The following is a 26139-nucleotide window of genomic DNA, read 5'->3' as shown; positions in this document are numbered from 1 at the left end:
GATTTCTCCTTGTTGGTATCAGCGGTGTTCGAGATGCCCGTCGCGCAGCTTCAACCGCTGCACGCCGGGCAGGTTGATCAGGTCGCGGTCGTGGCAGGCGATGATGACGCTGCTCCCCGCTTCGATCATGGTCGGAATCAGGGCGATCACCTGTTCGCGCGCGGCGCCGTCCAGGTTCGCCGTCGGCTCGTCCAGCAGCAGCAGGCGCGGCTCCAGCACTTTTGCACGCGCGAGCGCCACGCGTTGTTTTTCGCCGCCCGACAGCCGGGTCGGGTCCGTGTCGCGCAGGTGCGCCACGCCGGCCCACGCCATCGCCTCTGCCACGACGGGACGCACGGTCTCGGGCTTTTCGCCGCGCACGACGAGGCCGTAGCCGATGTTGTCGGCGACGCTCGTCGAGAACAGGATCGGGTGCTGGTGCACGTAGACGATCGCCCGGCGCAGCGCGCGCGGATACGGGTGCACGCGCAGGACGTCCTCGCCGGCGAAGCGCAGGCTGTCGATCTCGGCCCGCTCCAGGCCGCCCAGCACGCGCAGCAGGGTGCTTTTGCCGGCGCCGTTCATCCCCGTCAGCACGTAGGCACTGTGCGTGGCGATCTCGAGCCGGTCGATGTCGAACAGCAGCCGGTCGCCATGGCGCTTGCGCAGGCCGCGCACGCCCAGCAGGGCCTTGCGGCGCTCGTCGCGCCGCTTCACGCGCTGTGATTCGCCCTCGTTCTCGTACACGGCCGCCGAAATCTGCGAATGGATGCCGATGCTCATGCGCGCTCCCGGGCCGTGTGGGCGTCGCCCTGCAGCAGCATCAGCGCGCCGTTCATCAGCAACGCAATCGACACGAGCACGATGCCGAGCGCGATGCCCTGTGCGAACTCGCCCTTGCTCGTCTCCAGCGCGATCGCGGTCGTGATCGTGCGGGTCTCGCCTTCGATGTTCCCGCCCACCATCAGTGCGCAGCCCACTTCCGAGATCACGCGGCCGAAGCCGGACAGCACGGCCGCCATCACGCCGAAGCGCGCCTCGTACAGCACGCGCACCATCACCTGCATCGGCGCCGCGCCCAGCGCGATCGCGGTCTCGGCATAGCGCGGATCGAGCCCCTGCACGGCCGCCAGCGTAAAGGCGAGCAGCACGGGCAGCGCGACGACGCACTGGCCGAACACGATGCCGGGCTGCGAAAAGAGCCATTGCAGGCCGCCCAGCGGCCCGTGGCGCGACAGCAGCAAATACAGCAGGAGGCCGATCAGGACGGTCGGCAGCGACAGCGCCGCCTGCGCCAGCCAGATGACGATGCGCCGCCCGCGGAACTTGCGCATGGCGACGACGTAACCGATCAGGATCGCGGGCGGCGTGGCCAGCAGCAGGCCGACGATGCTCGTCTTGAGCGACACCCAGACGATGCGCCACAGGTCGGGATCCCCTGTGAACAGCAGCGTGAACGCGCGCGCGACGGCGTCGGCAATCGCATTCATGCCGTTCGCAACGTGCGCGCCGTCTCCAGCGCGGCGAGCCATTCCGGCTCGAACACGAGGCGCTCCTCGCCGGACAGCAGCAGGAAGTGATGGCCGCTGCAGCGCGCGAGCAGCGACATGCCGACCTGCTCCGCCACCGCATGGCCCATCTGTGTCGTGCCGGAACGCGACAGCAGGAACGGGATGCCCATCTGCGCGCCCTTGATGACCATTTCGGACGTCAGCCGCCCGGTCGTGTAGAACACCTTGTCGGCGCCCTCCATCCCCTCCAGCCACATCAGCCCCGCGATGGCGTCGACGGCATTGTGGCGGCCCACGTCCTCGATGAACCACAGCAGGTCGCCGTCGCTCGTGAACAGCGCGCAGCCGTGCACGGAGCCGGCCTGCTTGTACACGGATTGCTGGGTGCGCACCGTCTCGACGATGCGGTGCACGACGGACTGGCGCAGGCGCGCGTCGGGCGGCAGCACGATGCGGTCGACTTCGTCCATCAGGCCGCCGAACACGGAACCCTGGCCGCAACCGGTCGTGACGACCTTCTTGGCCGTGCGCGCCTCGACGTCCTGGATGCCGCCGCGTGTGACGACGGCCACGGCATCGACGGACCAGTCGACCTGCACGGACACGATGTCGTCCAGCGACCGCACGAGGCGCTGGTTGCGCAGGTAGCCCAGCGTCAGCGCTTCCGGCGCCGCGCCCAGGGTCATCAGCGTGACGAGCTCGCGCTTGTCGACATAGACCGTCAGCGGGCGCTCGGCCGGAATGTAGAGCGTCTCGCGGCGCCCGCGTTCGTCGATGGCCGTCACGGGATGCGTGAGGCCGGCGCTGGCCTGCGATAGCTGGGGACGATAAGAAGATGATGTCATGCTTGCAATTCTGCCACGTCCCCCAAAATCTGGCCGCCACCGTAGGAACCGGGGTGCGCGACCTCGCCGCCCAGCCGCACGCGCACGGCGCAGTACTTGAATTCCGGGATCTTGCCGAACGGGTCGAGCGCCGCATTCGTCAGCCGGTTGATCGCGGCCTCGTAATAACAGAACGGGACGAACACGGCGCCGCGCGGCGTGCCGTCGTCGGCCCGGGCATACAGCGTGACCTCGCCGCGGCGCGACGCGATCGTGATCACGTCGCCCGGCCGGCCCCCGAGCGCTTCCAGGTCGAGCGGATGCACGAGCGCGACCGGGTCCGGCTCCAGCGCGTCCAGCACGCCCGCGCGGCGCGTCATGCTGCCCGTGTGCCAGTGCTCGAGCTGGCGGCCCGTGATCAGCACGACGGGGTAGTCGGTGTCGGGGCGCTCGTCGGCCGGGATGATGTCGGCCGGGACGAAGCGCGCGCGGCCGCCTTCGCGCGGAAACGCGCGCGTGAACACGACTGGTTCGCCCGGATCGCCCGGCACGCGGCACGGGTACGTGACGGCACCGTCGTGTTCCAGCCGGTCCCACGTGATACCGGCGATGCTGGGCATGAGGTTGCGCATTTCGTCGAACACGGCGGCCGGTCCGGCGTAATCCCAGTCCAGGCCAAGGCGGTGCGCCATCTGCTGGATGATCCACAGGTCCTGGCGCGCATCTCCCGGCGGTTCCAGCGCCTGGCGGCCCAGCTGCACGACGCGGTCCGTGTTCGTGAAGCTGCCGGTCTTTTCCGCGAAGCTTGATGCGGGCAGGATCACGTCGGCCAGGTATGCCGTCTCCGTGAGGAAGATGTCTTGCACGACGAGGTGGTCCAGCGCCGCCAGCGCCTCGCGCGCATGGTTCGCATCCGGGTCGGACATGGCGGGGTTCTCGCCCATGATGTACATGCCTTTGATCCCACCGGCCAGGATATCGTCCATGATCTCGACGACCGTCAGGCCAGGCTTGCCGTCGAGCTGCCTGCCCCACGCGGCCTCGAATGTCGCCTGTGCCTGCACATCGTCGACACGGCGGTAATCCGGATACATCATCGGGATGAGCCCCGCATCCGACGCGCCCTGCACGTTGTTCTGGCCACGCAGCGGATGCAGGCCCGTGCCGGGACGGCCGATCTGGCCCGTCATCAGCGCGAGCGCGATCAGGCAGCGCGCATTGTCCGTGCCATGCACGTGCTGCGACACGCCCATGCCCCACAGGATCATCGATCCCTTCGATGTCGCATACAGCCGCGCCACGTAGCGGATCGTCTCCGCGGCGATGCCGCAGATGGGCGCCATCGCTTCCGGGCTGTAGTGCGCCACGTTCGCGGCCAGCGCGTCGTAGCCGCTCGTGCGGTCGGCGATGAACGCCGGGTCGACGAGGCCCTCTTCCACGATCGTGTGCATCATGGCGTTGAGCAGCGCGACGTCCGTGTCGGGCTTGAACTGCAGGAAGCGGTGCGCATGGCGCGCGAGGTCGGAGCGGCGCGGGTCCGCGACGATCAGTTTTACTCCCGTGCGCGCGGCGTTCTTCATCCACGTGGCGGCAACAGGATGGTTGACGGTCGGGTTGGCGCCGATGACCAGCACGACCTCCGCGCGCGTCACGTCCATCACCGGGTTCGACACGGCGCCCGAGCCGATCCCTTCCAGCAGCGCGGCGACGGACGACGCGTGGCACAGCCGCGTGCAGTGGTCGACGTTGTTGCTGCCGAAGCCCGTGCGCACGAGCTTCTGGAACAGGTATGCTTCCTCGTTGCTGCCCTTGGCCGAACCGAAGCCGGCCAGCGCGCGCCCGCCGTGCGCGGCGCGGATGCGCGCGAGGCCGCCGCCGGCCGCCTCCAGCGCTTCGTCCCACGTCGCTGCGCGGAACACGTCCAGCACGCGCGCCGGGTCCATCGTGAATTCACCGTTCTTCGGCATGCCTTCACGACGGATCAGCGGCATGGTGAGACGCTGCGGATGGTGCGCGTAGTCGTAGCCGTAGCGCCCCTTCACGCACAGGCGGCCGTGGTTGGCGGGACCGTCGCGGCCCTCCACGCGCACGATGCGGTTGTCCTTCACGTGGTACGTCAGCTGGCAGCCCACGCCGCAGTACGGGCACACGGAATCGACCTGCTTGTCGGGCACGGCGAGTGCCGCGCCGCGCGCCGGCGCCAGCGCCCCCGTCGGACAGGCCTGCACGCATTCGCCGCACGCGACGCACGTGGACGCGCCCATCGGGTCGCCCTGGTCGAACACGATGTGCGCATTTTCTCCGCGGCCGGCAAGGCCGATCACGTCGTTGACCTGCTCGTCGCGGCACGCGCGCACGCAGCGCGTGCACTGGATGCAGGCGTCGAGGTTCACTTCGATCGCGGCATGGCTCGCGTCCGCCGGCGGCACCGCGCGCGTGGCGGGAAAGCGCGGCGTGCCCACGCCGAGTTTATCTGCCCACTGCGCGACCTCGTTCTCGCGCGTGCGGGGAGTGTCCGACAGGTCGGACAGCAGCAGCTCCAGCACCATCCTGCGTGCGGCGACGGCGCGGTCGCTGTCCGTGCGCACCTTCATGCCGGGCGCCGGATGGCGGCAGCACGACGGCGCCAGCGTGCGCTCGCCGTCGACTTCCACGACGCACGCGCGGCAGTTACCGGCCGGCTCCAGCCCGTCCTTGTGGCACAGGTGCGGCAGGGCGATGCCGGCGCGGGCCGCGGTCTCGAAGATCGTCTCGAACGGTTGCGCCTCGACGGTCCGGCCGTCGAGCTCGAAAAACACAGTCATGACGCCTCCAGCTCGTGCGGGAAATACTTGATGACGCAGTCGAACGGATTCGGCGCCGCCTGGCCCAGGCCGCAGATGGACGCGTCGCGCATCACCTGCGACAGCTCGGCCAGCAGCGCGGTGTCCCACGTCGCCCGCTCCATCAGCGCGACGGCCTTCGCGGTGCCGGCGCGGCACGGCGTGCACTGGCCGCACGATTCGTCGCGGAAGAAGCGCAAGGTGTTCAGCGCGGCGGCGCGGGCCGTGTCGCGGTCGGACAGCACGACGATGGCGGCCGAACCGATGAAGCAGCCATGGCGCTGCAAGGTGTCGAAGTCGAGCGGAATATTGGCCATCGAGGCCGGCAGGATGCCGCCCGAGGCGCCGCCCGGCAGGTACGCATAGAACGTGTGCCCGTCCTGCATGCCGCCGCAGTATTCGTCCAGGAGTTCCTGCATCGTGATGCCGGCCGGTGCCAGCGTCACGCCCGGCTCGCGCACGCGGCCCGACACGGAAAACGAGCGCAGCCCCTTCCGACCGTGGCGGCCCCGGTTCGTGAACCATTCCGCGCCGCGCTCGACGATATCGCGCACCCAGTACAGCGTTTCCATGTTGTGTTCCAGCGTGGGCCGCCCGAACAGGCCCACTTGCGCGACGTACGGCGGGCGCAGGCGCGGCATCCCGCGCTTGCCCTCGATCGATTCGATCATCGCGGATTCCTCGCCGCAGATGTACGCGCCCGCGCCGCGCCGCAGGACGATGTCCGGCAGGCCGGGCACCGGAGGATCGGCGCGCAGCCGGTCGAGTTCCGTTTCCAGCATGGCGCGCAGGCCGTGGTATTCGTCGCGCAGGTACAGGTAGATCGTCTCGATGCCGACGGCCCACGCGGCGACGAGCGCGCCTTCCAGGAAGCGGTGCGGGTCGCGTTCCAGGTAATGCCGGTCCTTGAAGGTGCCCGGCTCGCCTTCGTCGATGTTGACGGCCATGAGGCGCGGGCCCGGCTCGTTCCTGACGATGCGCCACTTGCGCCCGGCCGGGAAGCCTGCACCGCCCAGGCCGCGCAGGCCGGACGCCATCAGGGTCACGATCACGCTCTCCGGGTCGAACCGCCCTTCCGTGCACGCACGCAGCAGCCGGTAGCCGTCGGCTTCGCGGCAGGCGTCGTAGTCGAGGTGGCCCGTGTGCACGTCGGTGGTCGCGCGCGCGCTGACGGCGGCCAGTACCGACTCGGCGCTCGCCTGGGTGACGGGCCGCTGGCCGACGAGGGCCGCGGGCGCCTTGTCGCAGCGGCCGATGCACGGCGCGGCCAGCACGCGCACCTCGGTGCCGAGAATCGCCGGCAAACGGTCCAGCAGGCCGCGCGCGCCGGCCAGTTCGCACGACAGGCCGGCGCACACGCGCACGCTGAGCGCGGGCGGCGCAGCCTCGCCGTCGCGCAGCACGTCGAAGTGGTGGTAGAACGTGGCCACCTCGTAGACCTCGGATTGCGCCAGGTTGAGCTCCTGCGCCAGCGCGGCCAGGTGCGCGGCGGACAAGCTACCGTAGCGGTCCTGGATCTTGTGCAGATGCTCAATGAGCAGGTCGCGCCGCCGAGGCCCATCCCCCAGCGCCGCCTGCACCTCGGCGAGCGCCTGCGGGTCCACACGGCGGCCCTTCGGCGCCTCGCGCTTGCGCTGGCGGCTCGGGCCCTGGGCCGCGATCGGGATCACCGTCCTGCCGGCCGCGGGTACCATGGGTTCTGCCATGCCTCCTCCTGTGCGGATGAATTTCTGAAATAATATACCGTTGGAAACTCCACGGGTGCCGCCATGATCGACATTCACTCCCTGCTGGCCTCGCTCCCCGCGCGCATCGACTCCCGCATCGACTCTATCCTGCGCACCGCGGCCGCGCGCACGCCAAACGCCCCGGCCCTCGTCGACGCCGGCCGCACGCTCACGTATCGCGACCTGGCCACTCTCGTCGACCGCCGCGCGGACCAGTTGCGCGCGCGCGGCGTGCGTCCCGGCGACCGCGTGCTGCTGGCCAGCGAAAACTGCGCGGACCAGATCGCACTCATCTTCGCCGCGGCGGCCGTGGGCGCGTGGATCGTCAACGTCAACCCGCGCCTGACCGCGCCCGAGCTGGACGCGATCCGGGACCACGCGAGCGCGCGCCTCGCGGTGTACACGGCGGCCGTGTCGCCCGAAGCGGAGGCGCATGCGGCTCGCGCGGCCGCGTCGTTCGACGACGGCTTGATGATGGGGCCCCTGAACGACGACTGTACGCCCGAACAGGATGCAGATGTCGCCGCCCTGCTCTACACGACGGGCACGACGGGCGCGCCGAAGGGCGTGATGCTGAGCCACCGCAGCCTGCTGTTCGTGGCCGCCGTGTCGAGCCGGCTGCGCGGCCTGACGCCGGCCGACAGGACGTGGGGCGTGCTGCCGATCTCGCACGTGTACGGCCTGACGTCGGTGATGCTGGGCACGCTCAGCGCGGGCGCCTGCCTGCACCTGACGCCCCGCTTCACGCCCGAGGCGATGCTGGCGGCCATCCGCGACGACGGGCTCTCCATCGTGCAAGGCGTGCCCGCGATGTATGCGCGGCTGCTGGAGCACGTCGGCGACAGCGGTCCGCTCGCCACGCGCCTGCGCTTCGCCTACGCCGGCGGTTCGCCTCTCGATCCCGCACTGAAGGCGGCCGTCGGGCGCCTGCTGGGCGTGCCGCTGCACAATGGCTATGGCCTGTCCGAGGCGGCGCCCACGGTCAGCCAGACCCGGCTGGACGCGCCGCGATCCGACACCTCCGTCGGCCTGCCGATTCCCGGCGTCGAGGTGCGCGTCGTGGACAAGGCAGGCGCGGATATCGTCGACGGCACGGCGGGAGAATTGTGGGTGCGCGGGCCGAACCTGATGCGCGGCTATTACCGCAATCCGGAAGCGACCGCCGCGGCGCTGCGTCCCGGCGGCTGGCTGAACACGGGCGACATGGCGCGCCAGGACCCGGACGGCGCGCTGTTCATCGTCGGCCGCACGAAGGAATTGATCATCCGGTCCGGCTTCAACGTCTATCCGCTGGAAGTGGAGACCGTGCTGAACGCGCACCCGGGGGTGACGCAGTCGGCCGTCGTCGGCCGCCCGGTCGCCGACGGCAACGAAGAGATCGTCGCGTTCGTGCAGCCGGATCCGCGCCGCATGCCGTCGGAAGCCGAGCTGCGTGCGTGGGCCGCCGGGCGGCTAGCGCCCTACAAACGGCCGGCGCGCATCGTCATGATGGAAGCCCTGCCGGCGGCGGCGAACGGCAAGGTGCTCAAGCATGTACTGAAGGAACAAGCCGCCAGCCTGTAACGTCGCCCCCGCGCTGGAAACCGTCGCCCCCGCGCAGGCGGGGGCCCAATTTGCATGTACCGCGGCTGTGCCCGCAGCACTTGGGTCCCTGCCTCCGCAGGGACGACGTTCATAGGCAGCGTCCGACAGTTACCGCCGCCGCTTCTTCCAGTCGTACTCCGGCCCCGTCACATCCACGCCCGGATGCCCGACGACGTCCGGGTGCTCGGAACACATCGTCACGAAGCGGATGCGCTCGCCTTCGCGCTGGCGCCGCCGCAGGTCTTCCATGAAGCGCATCGCCTCGACCATCGCGGTCGTGTCGAACCCCTGCGCGTGCGGGGCCTGGCGCCCATCTTCTTCGATCGTCCAGTAGACCATGTACATCGTGTGCCCTCCTGCCTGCATCGTGTGGGCGCACGGTCGGCATGTCAAGACGGGAGTCATAGCAAAGACCGATAGTACGTAGGACTTGTCCTAAATCCGGTCTATATGTTCGCCATCCCACACAAGAAGCCGGCATCGGCGTCTAGGCTTACGTCTTGGATCAACAGCAGGACATGCACATGAATCTCAACAACCATATCCAGCCAGCAAGCTCGCCACTCCAGCTCTGGGGCGGCCTCGAATGCACCGTCAACCGCGTACGCGATCAGTACTTCTCCCAAATGGAACGCAACGGACATGCCGAACGGCTTCAGGACCTGGAGCGGTTCGCTTCGCTCGGCATTCGCGCCATCCGCTACCCCGTGCTGTGGGAACGTACCGCACCCGACGGCATCGACTCCGCCGACTGGTCGTGGTCCGACGAACGCCTGCCCGTCCTGCAGCAACTGGGCGTGACGCCCATCGTCGGCCTCGTCCACCATGGCAGCGGCCCGCGCCACACGAGCCTGATGTCCCCCGACTTCGCCGAGAAACTGGCCGAATATGCCGGCGCCGTCGCGCGCCGCTACCCGTGGGTCGAGTACTGGACGCCCGTCAATGAACCGTGCACGACCGCGCGCTTTTCCGGCCTCAACGGCGTCTGGTATCCGCATGACACGAGCGAGGATGGCTTCATCCGCGCCCTCATCAACCAGTGCCGCGCCGTCGTGCTGTCGATGCGCGCGATCCGCGCCGTGAACCCGAACGCGAAGCTGGTCCAGACCGACGACTTGTCGCGCACCTACGGCACGCCCGAGATGGCGGAGATCGCGAATTTCTTCAACGAACGCCGCTGGCTGGCGTGGGATATGTTGTGCGGGAAGATCGACCCCGGCCACGCGCTGTGGGACTACCTGCTCGAGAACGGCGCCGGCGCCGACGAGCTGCTGTGGTTCAAGGAGAACAACTGCCCGCCGGACATCATCGGCGTCAACTACTACATCACCAGCGAGCGCTGGCTCGACCACCGCGTCGAGCGCTATCCGGAAAGCCACCGCACCCATTACCGCGGCGTCCCCCACGCCGACATCGAATGCCCGCGCGTGCTGGCCACGCCGACGCCCGGCATCGGCCCGTTGCTGCAGGAAACGTGGGACCGCTACGGCCTGCCGGTCGCCGTCACCGAGGCGCACATCGATGCCAATCGTGAAGATCAATTGCGCTGGCTCGTGGAGATCTGGAACGCCGCCAGGAAGGTCCAGCAGGGCGGCGCCGACATCCGCGCCGTCACCGTGTGGGCCCTGCTCGGCTCGTTCGACTGGAACTGCCTCGTCACCGAATGCAAAGGCTATTACGAGCCCGGTCCGTTCGACGTGCGTGGCCCGCAGCCGCGCCCGACCGCGGTCGCGAACCTGATGCGCGAACTGGCCAGCGGCCGGCCGCTGGCGCACCCCGTGCTGCAGGGCCAGGGCTGGTGGCGCCGTCCAGGCCGCTTCCTCGCGAAGCCGGTGGCGACCCGCACCGCCGTGGCCGACATCGCCGAACGCGGCGCGTTCCGCTCCACGTTCCCGCAGCCGATCCTGATCACCGGCGCGACGGGCACGCTGGGCCGCGCCTTCGCCCGCATCTGCGAGCGCCGTAACCTCGCCTACCACGTGCTCACGCGCCAGGAGATGGACATCGCCGATCCGGCCTCCGTCGAGGCGGCGATCGTGCGCTTCAAGCCATGGGCCATCATCAACGCGGGCGGCTACGTGCGCGTGGACGATGCCGAGGGCGACGTCGACCGCTGCATGCGCGAAAACGCGCACGGCCCGACCGTGCTGGCGCTGGCCGCCATCCGCCACGCGCTGCGCTTCATGACCTTCTCCAGCGACCTCGTGTTCGACGGCACGCTCGACCGCCCGTACGTGGAGTCCGACAAGGTGGCGCCGCTGGGCGTGTACGGCCGCAGCAAGGCGGATGCGGAACGGCGCGTGCTCGATTCCGACCCGCAGGCCCTCGTCATCCGCACGAGCGCGTTCTTCGGTCCGTGGGACGAACACAACTTCGTCACGCAGGCCCTCGACGCGCTCGACGCGGGCCGGCCGTTCGCGGCGGCCGCCGACCAGGTCGTGTCGCCGACGTACGTGCCGGACCTGGTGAATACCTGCCTCGACCTGCTGATCGACCGCGAGTGCGGTCTCTGGCACCTCACCAACGGCGCCGCGATGAGCTGGGCCGACCTGGCACGCCAGGCGTGTGCTGCGGCCGGCGTCGACGACGGCCGGCTGGAGGAACGCACGACCGGCGAACTCGGCCTGCGCGCCGCCCGTCCCCGCAACAGCGCGATGAGCAGCGAACGCGGCCTGTTGCTGCCATCGTTCGGCGATGCGCTGGCCCGCTACCTGCGCGACCGCGAGCTGCTGTCGAAACGGGCGGACGACGTCGAACCGGCGCATTACGCCAGCTGATCCACGCTCGATGAAACACGACCGCGCGCCCCCGCGTGCGGTCGTGTTACCGCTACATTAAATGTGATCAAGGTGTATTTACCGGCGGAATTTATTTAGTTACACTACGTTACTTAGCGTTACTTTACGCAACCTTGGTGTGACTCACATGTCCGACTTCCCTCGCCAGCCGCTACCCGCGGTGTCTGGTATGTATGCAGGCTATCGCCCGCCTGCTTCCCCCGCCGTCACGTTGCGCTCCGCCGTTCCGCCGCACCTGGCGGGTTTCAAGTCCACCCGCGAATACGCCAAGATCTGCATGCGCGCCGCGCTGCATCCGCGCCAGACGCCGCGGTGGCTGCACCTGCTCAACGCACATCCGGCATTCTCCGACTACGTGCGCAATTGCCCGCGCTTCCTGTACAAGGTCTACCGTCCGTACATCAGCCACGTGCTGGATGCCCGCACGCGCCTGGAGGCGATCCGCGCGCATTACGACTTCATGTTCCAGCGCGGCCTTGGCCAGGTGCTGGCGCGCGCCAGCCTGGGGCCCGTCGTGCTGGCCGAAGCGGCGGGTAAAAGCGGCCTGCCCTACCAGGTCCAGCTGCGCACCGTGAACATGTTCGACCGCGAGGGCGAACTGGTGCTGCAACTGACCCAGGATGACAAGGCCTTGTACACGGTGGCGTTCACGGTGGCGCCGCGCGACGGCCGCCCGGCCGTCAGCGTCGGCTGCATCCAGGGCGGCAAGACGGAGGATGCGCGCGAGGCGATCCGCATAGCCACGCGCGAGCTGCACGGCATCCGCCCGAAGCAGCTGGTGGCGACGCTGGTGCGCCAGCTGGGCCACGACTACGGGTGCGAACGGATGGTGATGGTGTCGAACCGCAACCGCGTGATCTACAAGGCGATCCGCAACGGCCGCGTGCTGGCCGACTATGACCAGCTGTGGGAAGAACTGGGCGCGCGCAAGCGGGCCGACGGCGACTGGGAACTCGACTGCGCGCCGGTGGCGGCGCCGGACCTGGACAGCATCCCGTCGAAGAAGCGGTCGGAGGCGCGCAAGCGGCATGAGGTGGTCAGCAGCATCGCCGACCAGGTATGCGAAGGACTACGCGGCCGATGAACGTCATTCCCGCGCACGCGGGAATCCATACTGAGCGAATCGAAGTTACTCAGCATGGGTCCCCGCTTTCGCGGGGACGACGCTAAGCTCTTGCCGCACTGCCCTTTACCGGCACCAGAATCGGCACCAGCTCGCTCCACACCCTCTCCACGCTCATCTTGTTCATGCAATCGTGATGCCCGAGCGGGCACTCGCGCTTGCGGCATGGCGAGCATGCCAGGCGCAGCGACACCGTCCGCGCCACCTCGGACAGCGGCGGCGCGTAATCCGGATCAGTCGAGCCGTACAGGGCGACGACCGGCCGGTTCAGCGCCGAGGCGATGTGCAGCAGGCCGGAATCGTTGGAGACGACGGCGCTCGCCCGCGCCAGCAGTGCGATGGCGTCGTCGAGCGACGTCTGGCCGGCCAGGTTGCGCACCGCGGCGCCGGCCGCGCCCGCGACATGCCGCACGACCTGGTCGCACGTCTCGCGGTCGTTCGGCGAACCGAGCAGCACCACCTGCACGCCCGGCACGGCGTCGACGACCTTCGCGGCCAGCGCGCCGTAGTACGCAGGCGGCCAGCGCTTGGCGATGCCGAACTCGGCACCGGGCGCGAACGCGACCAGGGGACGGGACAAGTCCACGCCGAAACGCTTGCCGACCTGTTCCGTTTCTTCCCCGCCGACGACGAGGTAGGGCCGCACCAGCTTGCCCGGCAGCGGAACCTCGGGCTCGCGCGCGAGGGCCGCGTAGAAGGGCACCATCGAGCGGCGCGGCTTGTCGTCGTGGTGCATGACGTTGACCATCCCGTAGCGCATTTCTCCCTTGTAGCCCACGCGGCGCGGGATGCGCGCGAGCCACGGGATCAGCGCGTATTTCAGGGTGTTGGGCAAGACGTAGGCGTCGCTGTAGCCGCGCTCCTTCAGGATCCGTGCATAGCGCCACCGTTCGCCCAGCTGCAGCGCGCGGTGGCGGAACGGCGTCACCAGGATGTCGTCCGCCTCCTGGATGCGGCGCCACACGGGCACCACCTGCGGCGGCGCCAGCACGTCGATGGCGCGCTCCGGGTGGGCCTGCTTGAGCAGGCGCAGCAGGGGCTGGGCCATCACCGCGTCGCCGATCCAGTTCGGCGAGATGACGAGGGTGCGATCTTTCGCCGTCATGTTTCTTCCACCAGCGCCGAGAACTGCAACCGATACAGGTTGGCGTACATGCCGCCGCGGGACAGCAATTCGTCATGCGTGCCCTGCTCGACGATGCGGCCATGTTCCATCACGACGATCAGGTCGGCGCCTTCGATGGTCGACAGGCGGTGCGCGATCACGAACGTGGTACGGCCGGCCATCAGGGTGTCGAGGGCGGCCTGCACGGCGCGTTCCGATTCGTTGTCCAGCGCCGACGTGGCCTCGTCCAGGATCAGGATCGGCGCATCCTTGTAGATGGCGCGCGCGATGGCCACGCGCTGGCGCTGGCCGCCCGACAGGCGCATGCCGTTCTCGCCGATCATCGTGTCGACGCCTTCCGGCAGGCGCGCGACGACGTCGTCGAGATGCGCGGCGCGGATGGCCGCGGCGAGGCGCGCCTCGTCCACATGCTCGACCCCGTAGGCGATGTTGGCGCGCAGCGTGTCGTCGAACAGCACGACGTTCTGGCTGACGAGCGCCAGCTGGGCGCGCAGCGACGGCAGCTGGATGTCCTGGTACGGAATGCCGTCCAGCAGGATGCGGCCGGCTTCCGGTTCGTAGAAGCGCGTGACGAGGTTCACGAACGTCGACTTGCCGCCGCCCGACATGCCGACCAGCGCGACGGTCTGGCCCGGCTTGACCTCCAGCGACACGTCGTCCAACGCGAGCGACTGCGCGTTCGGGTAGCGGAACTTCACGTGCTCGAAGCGCACGTGGCCCTGCGCGCGCGCGATGATGCGCGTGCCCGGGTCGTGTTCGACCGGCGCGTCGATCAGGGAGAACACGGTTTCCGCCGCGGCGATCCCGCGCTGCATCGGGCCGTTCACTTCGGCCAGCGCTTTCAGCGGCGTGAGCAGCATCAGCATCAGGGTGACGAACTGGGTGAACTCGCCGACCGTCATGTCGGCCCGCAGCGCCAGCACCACGACGACCGACAACGCCACCGACGTGGCGATCTGGGTCACGGGCGTCGTCGCCGCGAAGGCGACCGTCATGCGCTGCGAAAAGCCGCGCAGCGCCTCGCTGCGCAAATAAAACCTGCGGTTCTCGTAGTTCTCGCCGGAGAACACGCGGATCACCTGGTGGCCGCGCGCCGCTTCCTCGACGACCTGGGTCATCTCGGCCGTCACGCGCTGGTTCTCGCGGTTCAGGTGGCGCAGGCGGCGGCTCGTCGTGCGCACGATCACGGCCGTCAGCGGCACGACGACGATCGCGACGACGGTCAGCATCCAGTTCAGCCACAGCAGCGAGCCGAGCAGGCCGATCACGACGAGCACGTCGCGCACGAACGAGATGAACACGGACTGGATCATGTCCACGACCTGGCGCACGTCGCCGACGACGGTGTTGATCACCTTGCCCGTCGACTCTTCATGGAAGCGCGCGACCGGCAGGCGCAGCAGCCGCGCGAAGGCCTGCGCGCGCAAGTCGTTCAGCACGCGCGAGAGCACCCAGTTGTTGTAATAGGCGGTGGCGAACGTGCCGATGCCGCGCAGGACGAAGATCGACACCAGCACGCCGGGAATCCACCACAGGCTGAACGGCACCTTGTTCTTGAAGCCCATGTCCATCAGCAGCTTCAGGGCCTCGCCCAGCAACGGCTGGGTGGCGGCCGTCAACGCCATCGCGAGCAGCGACAGGAAGGCGCGCCCGCGATAGGGTTTCAGGATCGCCCACAGGCGCTTGATGATGACACTGTTATCCAATTTTTTCTTTCGCATTCAGGCAGAAGCCCATGAGCACAAACACCATGAGCGCATAGAACAGACTGCCCTTCATAGACCAGAAAATCACTTCCGTCAGCCCGAAGCCGACATAGCCCAGCACCACGAACGCTCCGCCCAGCGCGACCGCGAACTGCGGTCCGCGCGCATCCTGGCCGAGCCGGCGCAGGAAGAACCGCAGGGGCGCGACCAGCGTGGCGGCCCAGAGGACGAAGCCGACGACGCCGCCCGTCGCCAGCGCCTGCAACACGTCATTATGCAGGTGCGGCAGCTGGAGCACCAACGGATCGAGCCGGCCGGCCTGCGCATAGTCCGCCAGGCGGACGCGGCAGGCATCGAAACCCATGCCCAGCACCGGATGCTCGCGGATCAGCATGATGGCACCCTTCCACAACTCCAGCCGGGTGCCGACGTTCGTCCACACGGTGCCGCCCTCGTACCAGATGCGGGCGTCGCTGACGCCCTGGGCGAAGCGCTCCTGCACGCCCAGCGCCGGCGTGAACCAGGCCGCGGCCAGCACGGCCACGCCGCCGGCCAGCAGCGCGCGCACCCGGCGGCTGTCGATCCCGCGCGCGTGGCGCCCCAGCACCAGCAGCGCCAGCGCGACCGCTGCCCAGCTGCCGCGGGTGCCCGTCAGCACGGACGCGGCGAGTCCCGCCAGCGCGCCAGCGCCGGCCAGCACCGCATCGCGCGGGCGGTCGCGCATGTCGATCGCGCCGGCCAGCGACAGCAGCCCCAGCAGCATCGCCAGGTCGCCGAACGTGATCGAATTGACGAATCCGCCCGGCCGGTCGATGTGCAGCACGAGACGCTGCCAGGCGATGAACGGCAGCGCCGCCACGGCGCCCGCGCTCGCGCCCCACCACAGCGCCCGGCGCGGCGCGCGCATGGCCACGACGAGGACGAGCGCGCTCACCGACAGGAGCATGCGCAGCGGCTTTTCCTGCACGCTGAGCCGTTCGCCGCGCAGCAGCGCGCACGCGAGCACGAACAGGAAGTGCAGCAGGAAGGCTAGCACGACCCAGCGTACCTGCGGCCAGTGGCGCACGAGCGCATCCCGGCTCGGTTTGAAGAATATCAAAGCGCTGGCCAGGAACAGGAAACTCGCAAGATTCACGCCGAACGAGGTGACGAGGCTCAAAAAGGGTAACAGGAAGGCCAGGGTGCCGATCCAGACCCGCATCGGTTCCCTCGTGTTCGTCGGATTGCTGTTCATCGATGTTCTTGTGGGATACTCTTGCCCCTGATGGCACCTCGCAAAACCGTCGAGGTTTGGCGACGTGCCCAAAATATGGGAGTGTACACTGGACCTTATGCTTCACGCACAGACAATCTCGGTCGTGATCACCACCTACAACCGGCCCGACGCGCTGGAGGCGGTGGTGCGGGCATGTTTTATGCAGAACGACAAGAATTTCGAAATCATTATCGCTGATGATGGCTCGACTGCCAACACGCGTGCCTGCGTGGAGCGGCTGGCGGCGGCGTCACCGGTGCTTCTGCGCCACGTCTGGCAACCCGACCAGGGTTTTCACGCCGCGATGGCCCGCAACCGCGGCACCCTGGCCGCGACGGGCGGCTACATCGTCTTCCTCGACGGCGACTGCATCCCGCAACGCGATTTCATCGCGCGCCATCGAATGCTGGCCGAACCCGGATGCCTCGTGTCGGGCAGCCGCATCCTGATGTCGGAGGCCCTGACGCGCCGGGTGCTGGACGACGGGATCGATGTAAGCGCCACGGCGCCCCTGACCCGGCTGGGATGGCGGCTGCGGGGCGACCTGAACAAGACGCTGCAGCCGCTGGGGCTGCGCTGGCCCGACCTGGGCCGCACGTCGCGCAAGTTCACCTGGCGGCGCATCAAGAGCTGCAACCTGGCCGTCTGGCGCAGCGACCTGGAGAAAGTGAACGGGTTCGACGAGAGCTTCACGGGCTGGGGCCATGAAGATTCCGACCTCGTCGTGCGGCTGTTCCACGCCGGCGTGCGGCGCAAGGACGGCGCTTTCGCCACCGAGGTATTCCACCTGTGGCACCGCGAGGCGCAGCGCGACCAGGAGACCAGCAACCGCAAGGTCGTCCTGGAACGCGCTGCCAACAAGATTACGCAGGCAACGATCGGGTTGCGCGAGCACGCGCAGCCGGCGCCGTAGCGGCCAGGCGGGTCTCCACCGGCGCCGCGTCCACGCGGAACACGCTGACCACCTGGGCCAGCTTCGCGGCCTGCTCCTGCATCGCTTCCGATGCGGCCGCCGCTTCCTCGACGAGCGAGGCGTTCTGCTGGGTCACCTGGTCCATCTGGGCGATGGCCTGGTTGATGTGCTCGATGCCGTCGCCCTGCTCCCGCGTGGCGCTGCTGATCGCGCCGATCATCGTGCTGACCTTGTTCACGCTCGCAACGATCTCCTGCATCGTCGCGCCCGCCTCCTCCACGAGCTTCGCGCCGTCGTCCACGCGCGCGACGGAATCGCCGATCAGGGCCTTGATTTCCCTGGCGGCCGTCGCGGAACGCTGGGCCAGGTTGCGCACTTCGCTCGCCACGACGGCAAAGCCCCGGCCCTGCTCGCCCGCGCGGGCGGCCTCGACCGCGGCATTCAGCGCGAGGATATTCGTCTGGAACGCGATGCCGTCGATGACGCCGATGATGTCGACGATCTTGCCCGACGATTCGTTGATCGACGCCATCGTATCGACCACGCGCGCGACGACGGCGCCGCCGCGGCCCGCCACCTCGGCGGCGGAATCGGCCAGCCGGCTCGCTTCGCGCGCGTTCTCGGCGCTGTTCTTCACGGTCGACGTCAATTCCTCCATCGACGCGGCCGTCTCTTCGAGCGAGCTGGCCTGTTCTTCCGTGCGGCTCGACAGGTCCAGGTTGCCGCTGGCGATCTCGCGCGATGCCGTGGCGATCAGGTCCGTGCCCGAGCGCACGTCGGCGACGATGCCGGCCAACGCGTCGCGCATGCGTTTCATCGCGGCCATCAGGCTCGCTTCGGCACCGGCACGCACGGGCACGTCGCTGCCGAGGTCACCGGCGGCGATGCGCTGCGCGACGGCGACGGCCTCGGCCGGATCGCCGCCGATCGAGCACTCGACGCTGCGTACCACCATCCAGACCAGGGCGTTGAGCAGCACGCCGATGACGGCCAGCCAGCCGGCGGCCGCAATCAATTGCGCGTAGAAAGCATGATCAAGGTCGTCGATGTACAGGCCCGTCATGAAGTACCAGCCCCAGGGCGCGTAGGGCTCGACATAGGTCAGCTTGGGCTCGGGCTTTTGCGAGCCCGGCTTGGCCCACAGGTATTCGATGAAGCCGCCGCGACCCGCCTGCGTCGCGGCGATACCGTCGACGTACGGCTTGTGGCCTTCCGGATCGGCCGTCTGGCCGAGCGGCGTACCGACCAGTTCCGGCTTGATCGGATGCATCAGCACGGTCTTGTCGTCATAGATGGTGAGATAGCCGCTGGTCCCGAAGCGCAACGCGCGGGTACGGTCCAGCACCTGCTTTTTCGCCTCGTCGACCGGCATCTTGCCGGCAGTGGCCGCGGCCGCGTATTCCTTGGCGATGGACACCGCCATCTCGCTGGCGTTCGACAGCTGGATCTTGCGCTCCTCGAGGCGAAGCGCGCGGCTCTGCAGCGCGTTCACGGTGAACACCCCGAGAAGGCAGATCCAACTGAGCAGTAAAGGGAGGAACAGTTTTTGACGAAATGTGATTTTCATATTGATCTGCGCCGTCATCCCGGCGCCCGAAACCCGGAAAGTATCCGTGGATCAATATTTACCAACGAACATTGTCTAACTCAATGTCTCAATTGCAATCACAATCAATGTTAGCGCTCACTGCCGCCGGAACGAGGCGGCGCAACAACACAGTTGACAATATTTCTTGTCAGTTAGTTACCACAGCACGCACGGCGCGCGTCAATACTCGACCGCGACCTCTTTCGCGCCGAGGTGCAGCTCGAGCGCGTATTTCAGTTCATCCGACGGCGCCACGCGCCAGGCGTCGCCCAGCTGCAGGGTGCACGGGATGCCCTGCGGCGTCACGCGCAAGCTGACCGGCAGGCCGTTCTCGTGGCGGTAAGGCTGCAGGATCTCGGCCAGCTTCGCCGGCGCGATCGTGCACGCCACGTCCATCTCCAGCTTGTGGCCGTACTGGATGCGCGCCGTCGCGATGTCGAACACCTTCTCGGCCGTGATGCGCAGGCCGCCGTTGAAACGGTCTTCCGAAACCTTGCCGACGACGAGCAGGAACTCGTCCTCGCGGAAGATGTTCTTGTGCTGCTCGAACAGCTCGTTGTAGATGGTGACCTCGACGACGCCGGACTTGTCGTCCAGCGACACGATGAGGATCTTGCCGCGCTGCGTGAGCTGCGTGCGCACGCCCGTGATCACGCCGCACAGCATGCGCGGGTCGCGCGACGGTTCCAGGTCCTTCAGCTTGGTCTTGGCGAACCGGCGCACTTCCTGCGCGTACGAGTCGAACATATGACCGGACAAGTAGTAGCCCAGCGCGGTCTTTTCCTCGGCCAGCTTCTGGCGGTCCGTCCACGGCGTCGCCTTCACATAGTCGGGCGGCGCGACGAGGTCGGAATCGTCGCCGCCGAACAGGCTGACCTGGTTGGCGGCGGCGGCGGCCTGTCCCGCTGCTTCCATCGCGAAGGCGACCGATGCCAGCAGCACCGCGCGGTCGATGCCGAAGCAGTCCATCGCACCCGCGCGGATCAGCGATTCGATCGTGCGGCGGTTGATCTGCTTGCGGTCGACGCGCTTGCAGAAGTCGAACAGGTCCTTGAACCTGCCGCCCGATTCGCGCGCGGCGATGATCGCCTCGATCGCGCCCTGCCCCGCGCCCTTCACGCCGCCGAGGCCGTAGCGGATGTTCTTGACGGGCTTGCCCGTGACGGACGGCGGCGGGCCTTCCGGCGTGAAGCGGAACTGCGATTCGTTGACGTCCGGCGGCAGGATCGTCAGGCCGCACATGTCGATCGAGTCCTCGACGAGGATCTTGATCTTGTCCGTGTCTTCCATGGCCAGCGACATGTTGGCTGCCATGAACGCGGCGGTGTGGTGGACCTTCAGGTACGCCGTGTGATACGACAGCAGCGCGTACGCGGCCGCGTGCGACTTGTTGAAGCCGTAGCCCGCGAACTTCTCCATCAGGTCGAAGATCTCGTCGGCCTTCTCGGTCGTCAGGCCGTCCTTCGCGGCGCCGGCGCGGAAGATCGCGCGGTGCTCGGCCATTTCCTCGGCCTTCTTCTTGCCCATCGCGCGGCGCAGCATGTCCGCGCCGCCCAGCGAATAGCCGCCGACGATCTGCGCCATCTGCATCACCTGCTCCTGGTAGACCATGATGCCGTAGGTCTCGGACAGGATCGACTCCGTGCGCGGGTCCGGATAATCGAACTTCTCACCGTGCTTACGCTTGCAGAAGTCGGGAATCAGGTCCATCGGGCCCGGACGGTATAGCGCGACGAGCGCGATGATGTCCTCGAAGCGGTCGGGACGCGCATCCTTCAGCATGCCCTGCATGCCGCGGCTTTCAAGCTGGAACACGGCGACGGTTTTCGCGTCCGTCAGCAGTTTATAGGTCGGCCGGTCCGTCAGCGGCAGCTTGGACAGCTCGAAATCCTTGTCGACCGGATCGAGCGCGCGGATGTAGTTGACGGCGCGGTCGAGGATGGTCAAAGTGGTCAGGCCAAGGAAGTCGAACTTCACGAGGCCGGCCGCCTCCACGTCGTCCTTGTCGTACTGCGACACGACGCCGGCGTCGCCGCCCTGCGTGTACAGCGGGCAGAAGTCCGTCAGCTTGCCGGGCGCGATCAGGACGCCGCCCGCGTGCATGCCGATGTTGCGGGTGATGCCTTCGACCTGCTGCGCGAGATCGAGCAGTTGCTTCACTTCTTCTTCGTTCTCGAGGCGTTCCTTCAGCATCGGCTCTTCTTCGATCGCCTCGGCGATCGACACGGGCTTGCCCGGCTTGAACGGAATCAGCTTCGAGATGCCGTCGCAGAAGTTATAGCCGAAGTCGAGCACACGGCCCACGTCGCGGATCGCGCCCTTCGCCGCCATCGTACCGAACGTGGCGATCTGCGACACGGCGTCGCGGCCGTACAGGTCCTTCACGTGCTGGATGACGAGTTCCCGCTTTTCCTGGCAAAAGTCGATGTCGAAGTCGGGCATCGAGACGCGTTCCGGGTTCAGGAAACGTTCGAACAGCAGGTTGTATTTCAGCGGATCGAGGTCGGTGATCTTGAGCGCGTACGCGACGAGCGAACCCGCACCGGAGCCGCGGCCCGGACCGATCGGCACGCCGTTGTTCTTGCCCCACTGGATGAACTCCGCCACGATGAGGAAGTAGCCCGGGAACTTCATCTTGATGATGGTGTTGTTCTCGAACTCCAGGCGGGCTTCGTAGCGCGGGCGCTCCTTCTCGCGCTGCACCGGATCCGGGTACAGCTCGATGAGGCGCTCTTCCAGGCCCTTCTTCGTTTCCGCGACGAGGAATTCGTCGATCGTCATGCCCGGCGTGGGGAAGTTCGGCAGCTGCGGCTTGCCGAGCGTCAGCGTGACGTTGCAGCGCTTGGCGATCTCGACAGAGTTGGCGAGCGCGCCCGGCAAGTCCTTGAACAGCTCGGCCATCTCGGCCTGCGACTTGAAGCACATGCCTTCATTGAAGCGGCGCACGCGCTTGGCGTTGGCCAGCATCTCGCCCTCGGCGATACAGACGCGCGCTTCGTGGGCGATGAATTCGTCCTTGCTGATGAACTGCACCGGGTGCGTCGCGACGACGGGCAGCCCGAGCCGGTTCGCCAGCGCCACCGAATGGCGCACCTGCTGTTCCTGGTTCGGCTGGCCGGCGCGCTGGATCTCCACGTAGAAGTGCCCCGGGAAGAGCTGCGCCCAGCGGCGCGCGCACGCCTCGGCCTTGTCCAGGTCGCCGTTGTCGATGGCCTGGCCGATGTCGCCGAACTGGGCGCCCGACAGGACGATCAGGCCATTCGACTGCGGCACGTCCGGCTCCAGCGTGGAGACGGAGGTTGCGAGCGCTTCCAGCCACTCGACGCGGATCTCGGCCCGGCCCTTGTACTGGTTCGTCAGCCACGCCTTGGACACGAGCTCGCACAGCTGCAGATAGCCCGTCTTGTTCTTGCACAGGATGAGCAGGCGGAACGGCTTGTCGCGGTTCTCGTCGTTCGTGATCCACGCATCCACCCCGACGATCGGCTTGACGCCCTTGCCGCGCGCCGCTTTATAGAAGCGCACGAGGCAGAAGGCGTTGGCCAGGTCGGTGACACCCACCGCCGGCTGCTGGTCCTTGACGGCGGCAGCCACGAGGTCGTCAATACGGACGAGGCCGTCGACGATCGAGTATTCGGTATGGACGCGGAGGTGGGTGAAGATCGGGGAAGTCATCCTGTCATTTTACCTCGGACGGCCGGAATGGAGGGTTGCATCCAGGCACCGTGTTCCTCTTGACAAGACCTCAGCAAGTCGTTCCCGCGGAGGCGGGAACCCATGCTGAGCGTCCTGATCGACTCGGTATGGGTTCCCGCTTTCGCAGGGACGACGGTCATATTCAGAACGCGTAATGGATCGCGCCCCCGAACACCCACTGGTTCGAACTCCCGCGTCGGTCCACGATGGGGCTGTCCTTCGCATCCCCCAGCAGCCGCTCGTAGCGCCCGGCCAGGGTGACGCCCCAGTGCCGGTCGAACTGCGACATCAGCTGGAACGGGACCCGGATCGACGTGAGCCCGCCCTCGGCCCGGTATGGCGTCCCGCCCTGCTCCGGGAACGCGGCGAGATCCGCGCCGTTGATGCCGAAATAACGGTCGTTGAAATGGTCACTCGCGAAGAACAGGCTGAAGCCGGCCGAGCCGAGCAGCGGCCGCCCGCCCAGGCCCTGCGGGAACGGATAGAAATACGTCGCCTTGATGCTGCCGGTGGCGCCCGTGTACAGATTGTTCGTGTTCCACGCGACGTCGCCGCTGAACACGATCTTGTGCAGCGGGTCGCCGGCCATCGGCAGGTCGTAGCTGGCAAAGATGCCCAGCTCGGACGCGGCCGGGATCCGGCGCATCTGGCGCACGACGGCATCGTCGACGTCCGTGTCGCGCGTCGGCCGCGCCCGGTACAGGAAACCGGCCCGCAGGCTGTTGAGCGGGATAAAGGTCTGCGGCAGGTTCATGTTGGACGGCAGCACGTTCAGCTTGACCTCCGGGCCGATCACGCGCAGCCACATGCCATTGCCGAAGTTCGCATGCAGGAAACCCGCACCTTCGGCATGGTAATCCTCGGAACCGGGAAAGTCCGGTAGCCCGAACGCACCCGCTCCCACCATATTGACTTCCTGCGGCATCTCGACCGGGATCACTTCCTGCGCGCCCGCATGCGCCGCGAACAGGAGGGCGCCGGCCAGCGCGAACCCGGTCCCGAATAATGTTGGCTTCGTCATGATTCACCCCTCGTTGAAAGATGCAAACCATCCTAAGGGGAGACGTCAATACGGCCGTTTGCGGCGGCTCATATGCGCCAGCGAACTTTTATGAGCCGACTTTGTCCCGCCGAACGCGGCGGCAAAAGATCGCGACCAAATAACAACAATAATTATTAAATGATGGTCAACATTAATCTTCTCATAAATATAATGCTACACCACAACAATTATTAACTACGGGTTAAACTCATGCATTTGAAGCAAACGACTCTTATCGTCGCACTGGCGGGCACCATGGCGCTGCCGGCGGCCGCCCAACAACTGGATTGCCAGAAATCGTTCGGTTTTCGCGCGGACGTGAACGGCACGGCAGGCCAGACGCTGTGCGCGTCCAACGTCGATACCTTCATCGACTCTGCAAAGAACTTCACGCTGAGCAATAGCGGCTACCGGGACAACTCGGTCGCCCAGGCGCAAGGCCGTTTCGACGACATCAACGTCGTCCTGCGCTACGCGACCGCCTCCACCACGCTGAGCTACAACTTCCCGGAACTCGGCATGAGCGGCGCCTTCACGGGCGCGACGCGTGACGACTCCGAGGAACAACTCGTCGAATTCCTGAAGAAATCCGATATCCTCGGCAAGGTATTGCGCTACCAGTCGCAGCACTCGGCCTCGAGCGCCCTGACCGGCGCCGGCGGCCTCATCCCGATGCTCGGCACCGCCGACTTCGCAGCCGGCTTCGATACCGCCAGCAAGATCGCCACGGGCGGCACGGCCGGCACACCGAACAACCTGATCGGCGTCGGCCTGGGCTACTCGACCTACAACGTGAGCGGCGGCGGCGAACAGGTCAAGACGACCAGCCTGCCCCTTTCCTACACCTGGCGGAGCGACAGCGACGCACGGCGCCAGGTCGTGCTGAGCATGCCCATCATGGATGCGAAGACGGGCAACGCCCACGCCTACAACTTCGGGCTCGGCCTGGCCGTGCGCCTGCCGGTCAGCGACAACTGGACCCTGACGCCGGGCGTGCGCTACTCCGCCGTGGCGTCGCTCGACCGCGCCACCGTCTCCACCGTCGCATCCGCCTCGCTGATGAGCACGTACGTCATTCCCCTGGGCGGCGTCGATCTCGCGGTCGGCAACATGATCGCCCTGTACAAAACGGGCAAGTTCCGCAGCGGCGATTACTCGTTCGATCCGGACATCAAGCTGAAGATGACGCGCAATGGCCTGATGGCCTCGCTGCCGACGACGGCCTTCGGCGCCGACACGGCCGCGGAGTTCTCGCTGATCGACACCCGCTACCTGGGCGAGAAACCGTATGTCAGCAACAGCCAGGAGATCGGCGTCACGCTCGGCACCAACCGCAACGCCTCGAACCGCCACAGCTTCCTGCGTGCGGGCGTCTCTTACGTGCGCAGCAACGTCACCCGTGGCCTGACGCTGAATCTCGGCTACTGGTTCTGACGCTGGTCCGGCGTGCATGAACGGACGTCCGTGCCGGGAAAGCGACGCGTACGGCCCGCAGCTGACTTATAATAGCGGGCTTCATGTCACGTTCTCCCGCATTCACGATCATGCACGTCAATATCGCCGCCTACAAGTTCGTCACCCTCGACAACCTCGAAGAATTGCGCCCGCAATACCAGGCGAAGTGCAACGAGCTGGGCCTGAAGGGCACGGTCCTGCTGACGCCGGAGGGCATCAACATGTTCGTCTCCGGCCCGCGCGCGGAGATCGACCAGTACCTCGCCTGGGTGCACAGCGACGCCCGCCTGGCCGACCTGGAGTGGAAAGAAAGCGTGTCGACCGAACAGTCGCACCGCCGCATGCTGGTTCGCATCAAGAAGGAAATCATCACGATGCGCATGCCGCTGATCAAGCCTGAACTGGGCCGGGCGCCCTCCGTGGCGCCGAAGACGCTCAAGCGCTGGCTCGACCAGGGCCATGACGACGACGGCGTCCCGGTCGTCATGATGGAAACCCGCAACGCGTTCGAAGTCGACGTCGGCACGTTCGACAACACGCTCGACTACCGCATCGACAAGTTCAGCGAATTCCCGGAAGTCGTCGAGAAACACAAGGACGAGCTCAAGGGCAAGACCGTCGTGACGTTCTGCACGGGCGGCATCCGCTGCGAAAAAGCCGCGATCCACATGCAAAACATCGGCTATGACCGCGTTTATCAACTCGACGGCGGCATCCTGAAGTATTTCGAGGAAGTGGGCGGCGACCACTACACGGGCGACTGCTTCGTGTTCGACTATCGCACCGCACTCAATCCGAAGCTGGAACCGACGGAGACCGTGCAATGCTTCGCGTGCCGTGCCGTCGTGACGCCGCGGCAGCAGTTGTCGCCGGAGTATGTGGTGGGGAAATCGTGCCCGCATTGCGCGGGTGGCAAGGCAACGGTCGAATCCGCCGCCGGGGACGCCGCGGCCGCATAATCAAAAACTCCCGCCCGATACTGCAGCGGGA

18 protein-coding genes are annotated in these 26139 nt (G+C 67.2%); 6 read left to right on the top strand and 12 right to left on the bottom strand.

The window, feature by feature from the left end:
- Window positions 1-18 precede the first annotated feature (18 nt).
- From ASD28_RS16865 to ASD28_RS16845, 5 genes are read right to left on the bottom strand one after another with little or no spacing between them, the layout of a single operon-like run.
- The gene (locus ASD28_RS16865; RefSeq protein WP_082577129.1) at window positions 19-762 is read right to left on the bottom strand and encodes an energy-coupling factor ABC transporter ATP-binding protein; all 744 of its coding nucleotides are present in this window, start codon (window positions 760-762) and stop codon (window positions 19-21) included.
- Entirely contained in the window at window positions 759-1469 is a 711-nt protein-coding gene (locus tag ASD28_RS16860) for an ABC transporter permease (RefSeq protein ID WP_056130312.1), read from the bottom strand. The genes ASD28_RS16865 and ASD28_RS16860 overlap by 4 nt, the downstream gene beginning before the upstream one ends.
- Window positions 1466-2335 (bottom strand): formate dehydrogenase accessory sulfurtransferase FdhD, encoded by an 870-nt coding sequence (locus tag ASD28_RS16855; protein ID WP_056130311.1) that lies wholly within the window; start codon window positions 2333-2335, stop codon window positions 1466-1468. The genes ASD28_RS16860 and ASD28_RS16855 overlap by 4 nt, the downstream gene beginning before the upstream one ends.
- Window positions 2332-5118 carry a formate dehydrogenase subunit alpha gene (gene fdhF, locus ASD28_RS16850; protein ID WP_056130310.1) on the bottom strand — a complete coding sequence of 929 codons (2787 nt, stop codon included), beginning with the start codon at window positions 5116-5118 and terminating at the stop codon, window positions 2332-2334. The genes ASD28_RS16855 and fdhF overlap by 4 nt, the downstream gene beginning before the upstream one ends.
- The gene (locus ASD28_RS16845) at window positions 5115-6842 is read right to left on the bottom strand and encodes an NADH-ubiquinone oxidoreductase-F iron-sulfur binding region domain-containing protein (protein ID WP_082579150.1); all 1728 of its coding nucleotides are present in this window, start codon (window positions 6840-6842) and stop codon (window positions 5115-5117) included. The genes fdhF and ASD28_RS16845 overlap by 4 nt, the downstream gene beginning before the upstream one ends.
- 63 nt (window positions 6843-6905) lie before the next feature.
- Between ASD28_RS16845 and ASD28_RS16840 the strand changes: the two genes are divergently transcribed.
- Window positions 6906-8426, top strand: a complete 1521-nt coding sequence (locus ASD28_RS16840; RefSeq protein ID WP_056130308.1) for a class I adenylate-forming enzyme family protein — start codon at window positions 6906-6908, stop codon at window positions 8424-8426.
- Window positions 8427-8555: 129 nt separating this feature from the next.
- On the opposite strand, the gene ASD28_RS16835 is transcribed toward ASD28_RS16840, so the two are convergent.
- Window positions 8556-8792 (bottom strand): hypothetical protein, encoded by a 237-nt coding sequence (locus ASD28_RS16835; RefSeq protein ID WP_056130306.1) that lies wholly within the window; start codon window positions 8790-8792, stop codon window positions 8556-8558.
- Window positions 8793-8971: 179 nt separating this feature from the next.
- On the opposite strand from ASD28_RS16835, the gene ASD28_RS16830 reads away from it, so the two are divergent.
- Both ASD28_RS16830 and ASD28_RS16825 read left to right on the top strand, forming a co-directional pair.
- The gene (locus ASD28_RS16830) at window positions 8972-11224 is read left to right on the top strand and encodes a family 1 glycosylhydrolase (RefSeq protein WP_229412015.1); all 2253 of its coding nucleotides are present in this window, start codon (window positions 8972-8974) and stop codon (window positions 11222-11224) included.
- 148 nt (window positions 11225-11372) lie between these two features.
- Window positions 11373-12329 carry a VirK/YbjX family protein gene (locus ASD28_RS16825; protein WP_082579149.1) on the top strand — a complete coding sequence of 319 codons (957 nt, stop codon included), beginning with the start codon at window positions 11373-11375 and terminating at the stop codon, window positions 12327-12329.
- 82 nt (window positions 12330-12411) lie between these two features.
- Here the strand turns inward: ASD28_RS16825 and waaF are convergent, their stop codons facing one another.
- Genes waaF through ASD28_RS16810 form a run of 3 tightly spaced genes read right to left on the bottom strand, consistent with a single transcriptional unit; the run spans window position 12412 to window position 16434 of the window.
- Window positions 12412-13473 (bottom strand): lipopolysaccharide heptosyltransferase II, encoded by a 1062-nt coding sequence (gene waaF / locus ASD28_RS16820; RefSeq protein ID WP_056130295.1) that lies wholly within the window; start codon window positions 13471-13473, stop codon window positions 12412-12414.
- Window positions 13470-15200, bottom strand: coding sequence for a lipid A export permease/ATP-binding protein MsbA (msbA, locus tag ASD28_RS16815; protein ID WP_229412013.1), 1731 nt, complete (start codon window positions 15198-15200; stop codon window positions 13470-13472). Before msbA ends, waaF begins: the two co-directional genes overlap by 4 nt.
- Complete coding sequence (locus ASD28_RS16810; protein ID WP_056130290.1) at window positions 15193-16434, bottom strand: O-antigen ligase; 1242 nt, start codon at window positions 16432-16434, stop codon at window positions 15193-15195. The genes msbA and ASD28_RS16810 overlap by 8 nt, the downstream gene beginning before the upstream one ends.
- Before the next feature lie 97 nt (window positions 16435-16531).
- On the opposite strand from ASD28_RS16810, the gene ASD28_RS16805 reads away from it, so the two are divergent.
- The gene (locus tag ASD28_RS16805) at window positions 16532-17368 is read left to right on the top strand and encodes a glycosyltransferase family 2 protein (RefSeq protein ID WP_056130287.1); all 837 of its coding nucleotides are present in this window, start codon (window positions 16532-16534) and stop codon (window positions 17366-17368) included.
- On the opposite strand, the gene ASD28_RS16800 is transcribed toward ASD28_RS16805, so the two are convergent.
- From ASD28_RS16800 to ASD28_RS16790, 3 genes are all read right to left on the bottom strand, one after another.
- Entirely contained in the window at window positions 17319-18935 is a 1617-nt protein-coding gene (locus ASD28_RS16800) for a methyl-accepting chemotaxis protein (protein WP_056130905.1), read from the bottom strand. The two genes, ASD28_RS16805 and ASD28_RS16800, sit on opposite strands and share 50 nt — an antisense overlap.
- A 201-nt stretch (window positions 18936-19136) precedes the next feature.
- Window positions 19137-22631 carry a DNA polymerase III subunit alpha gene (gene dnaE / locus ASD28_RS16795; protein ID WP_056130284.1) on the bottom strand — a complete coding sequence of 1165 codons (3495 nt, stop codon included), beginning with the start codon at window positions 22629-22631 and terminating at the stop codon, window positions 19137-19139.
- Window positions 22632-22794: 163 nt separating this feature from the next.
- Complete coding sequence (locus tag ASD28_RS16790) at window positions 22795-23673, bottom strand: MipA/OmpV family protein (protein WP_056130280.1); 879 nt, start codon at window positions 23671-23673, stop codon at window positions 22795-22797.
- A 231-nt stretch (window positions 23674-23904) separates the two neighbouring features.
- Between ASD28_RS16790 and ASD28_RS16785 the strand changes: the two genes are divergently transcribed.
- Entirely contained in the window at window positions 23905-25128 is a 1224-nt protein-coding gene (locus ASD28_RS16785) for a TonB-dependent receptor (RefSeq protein ID WP_156403701.1), read from the top strand.
- Between the two features lie 83 nt (window positions 25129-25211).
- Window positions 25212-26108 carry a sulfurtransferase gene (locus ASD28_RS16780; RefSeq protein WP_056130274.1) on the top strand — a complete coding sequence of 299 codons (897 nt, stop codon included), beginning with the start codon at window positions 25212-25214 and terminating at the stop codon, window positions 26106-26108.
- Window positions 26109-26139 lie beyond the last annotated feature (31 nt).

The organism is Massilia sp. Root133, assembly GCF_001426525.1.
In the GTDB taxonomy this organism is placed as follows: Bacteria; Pseudomonadota; Gammaproteobacteria; order Burkholderiales; family Burkholderiaceae_D; genus Telluria; species Telluria orientalis.
Note: the sequence above shows the minus strand (reverse complement) of the source record. Positions and strands in the feature narration are given on the sequence as shown.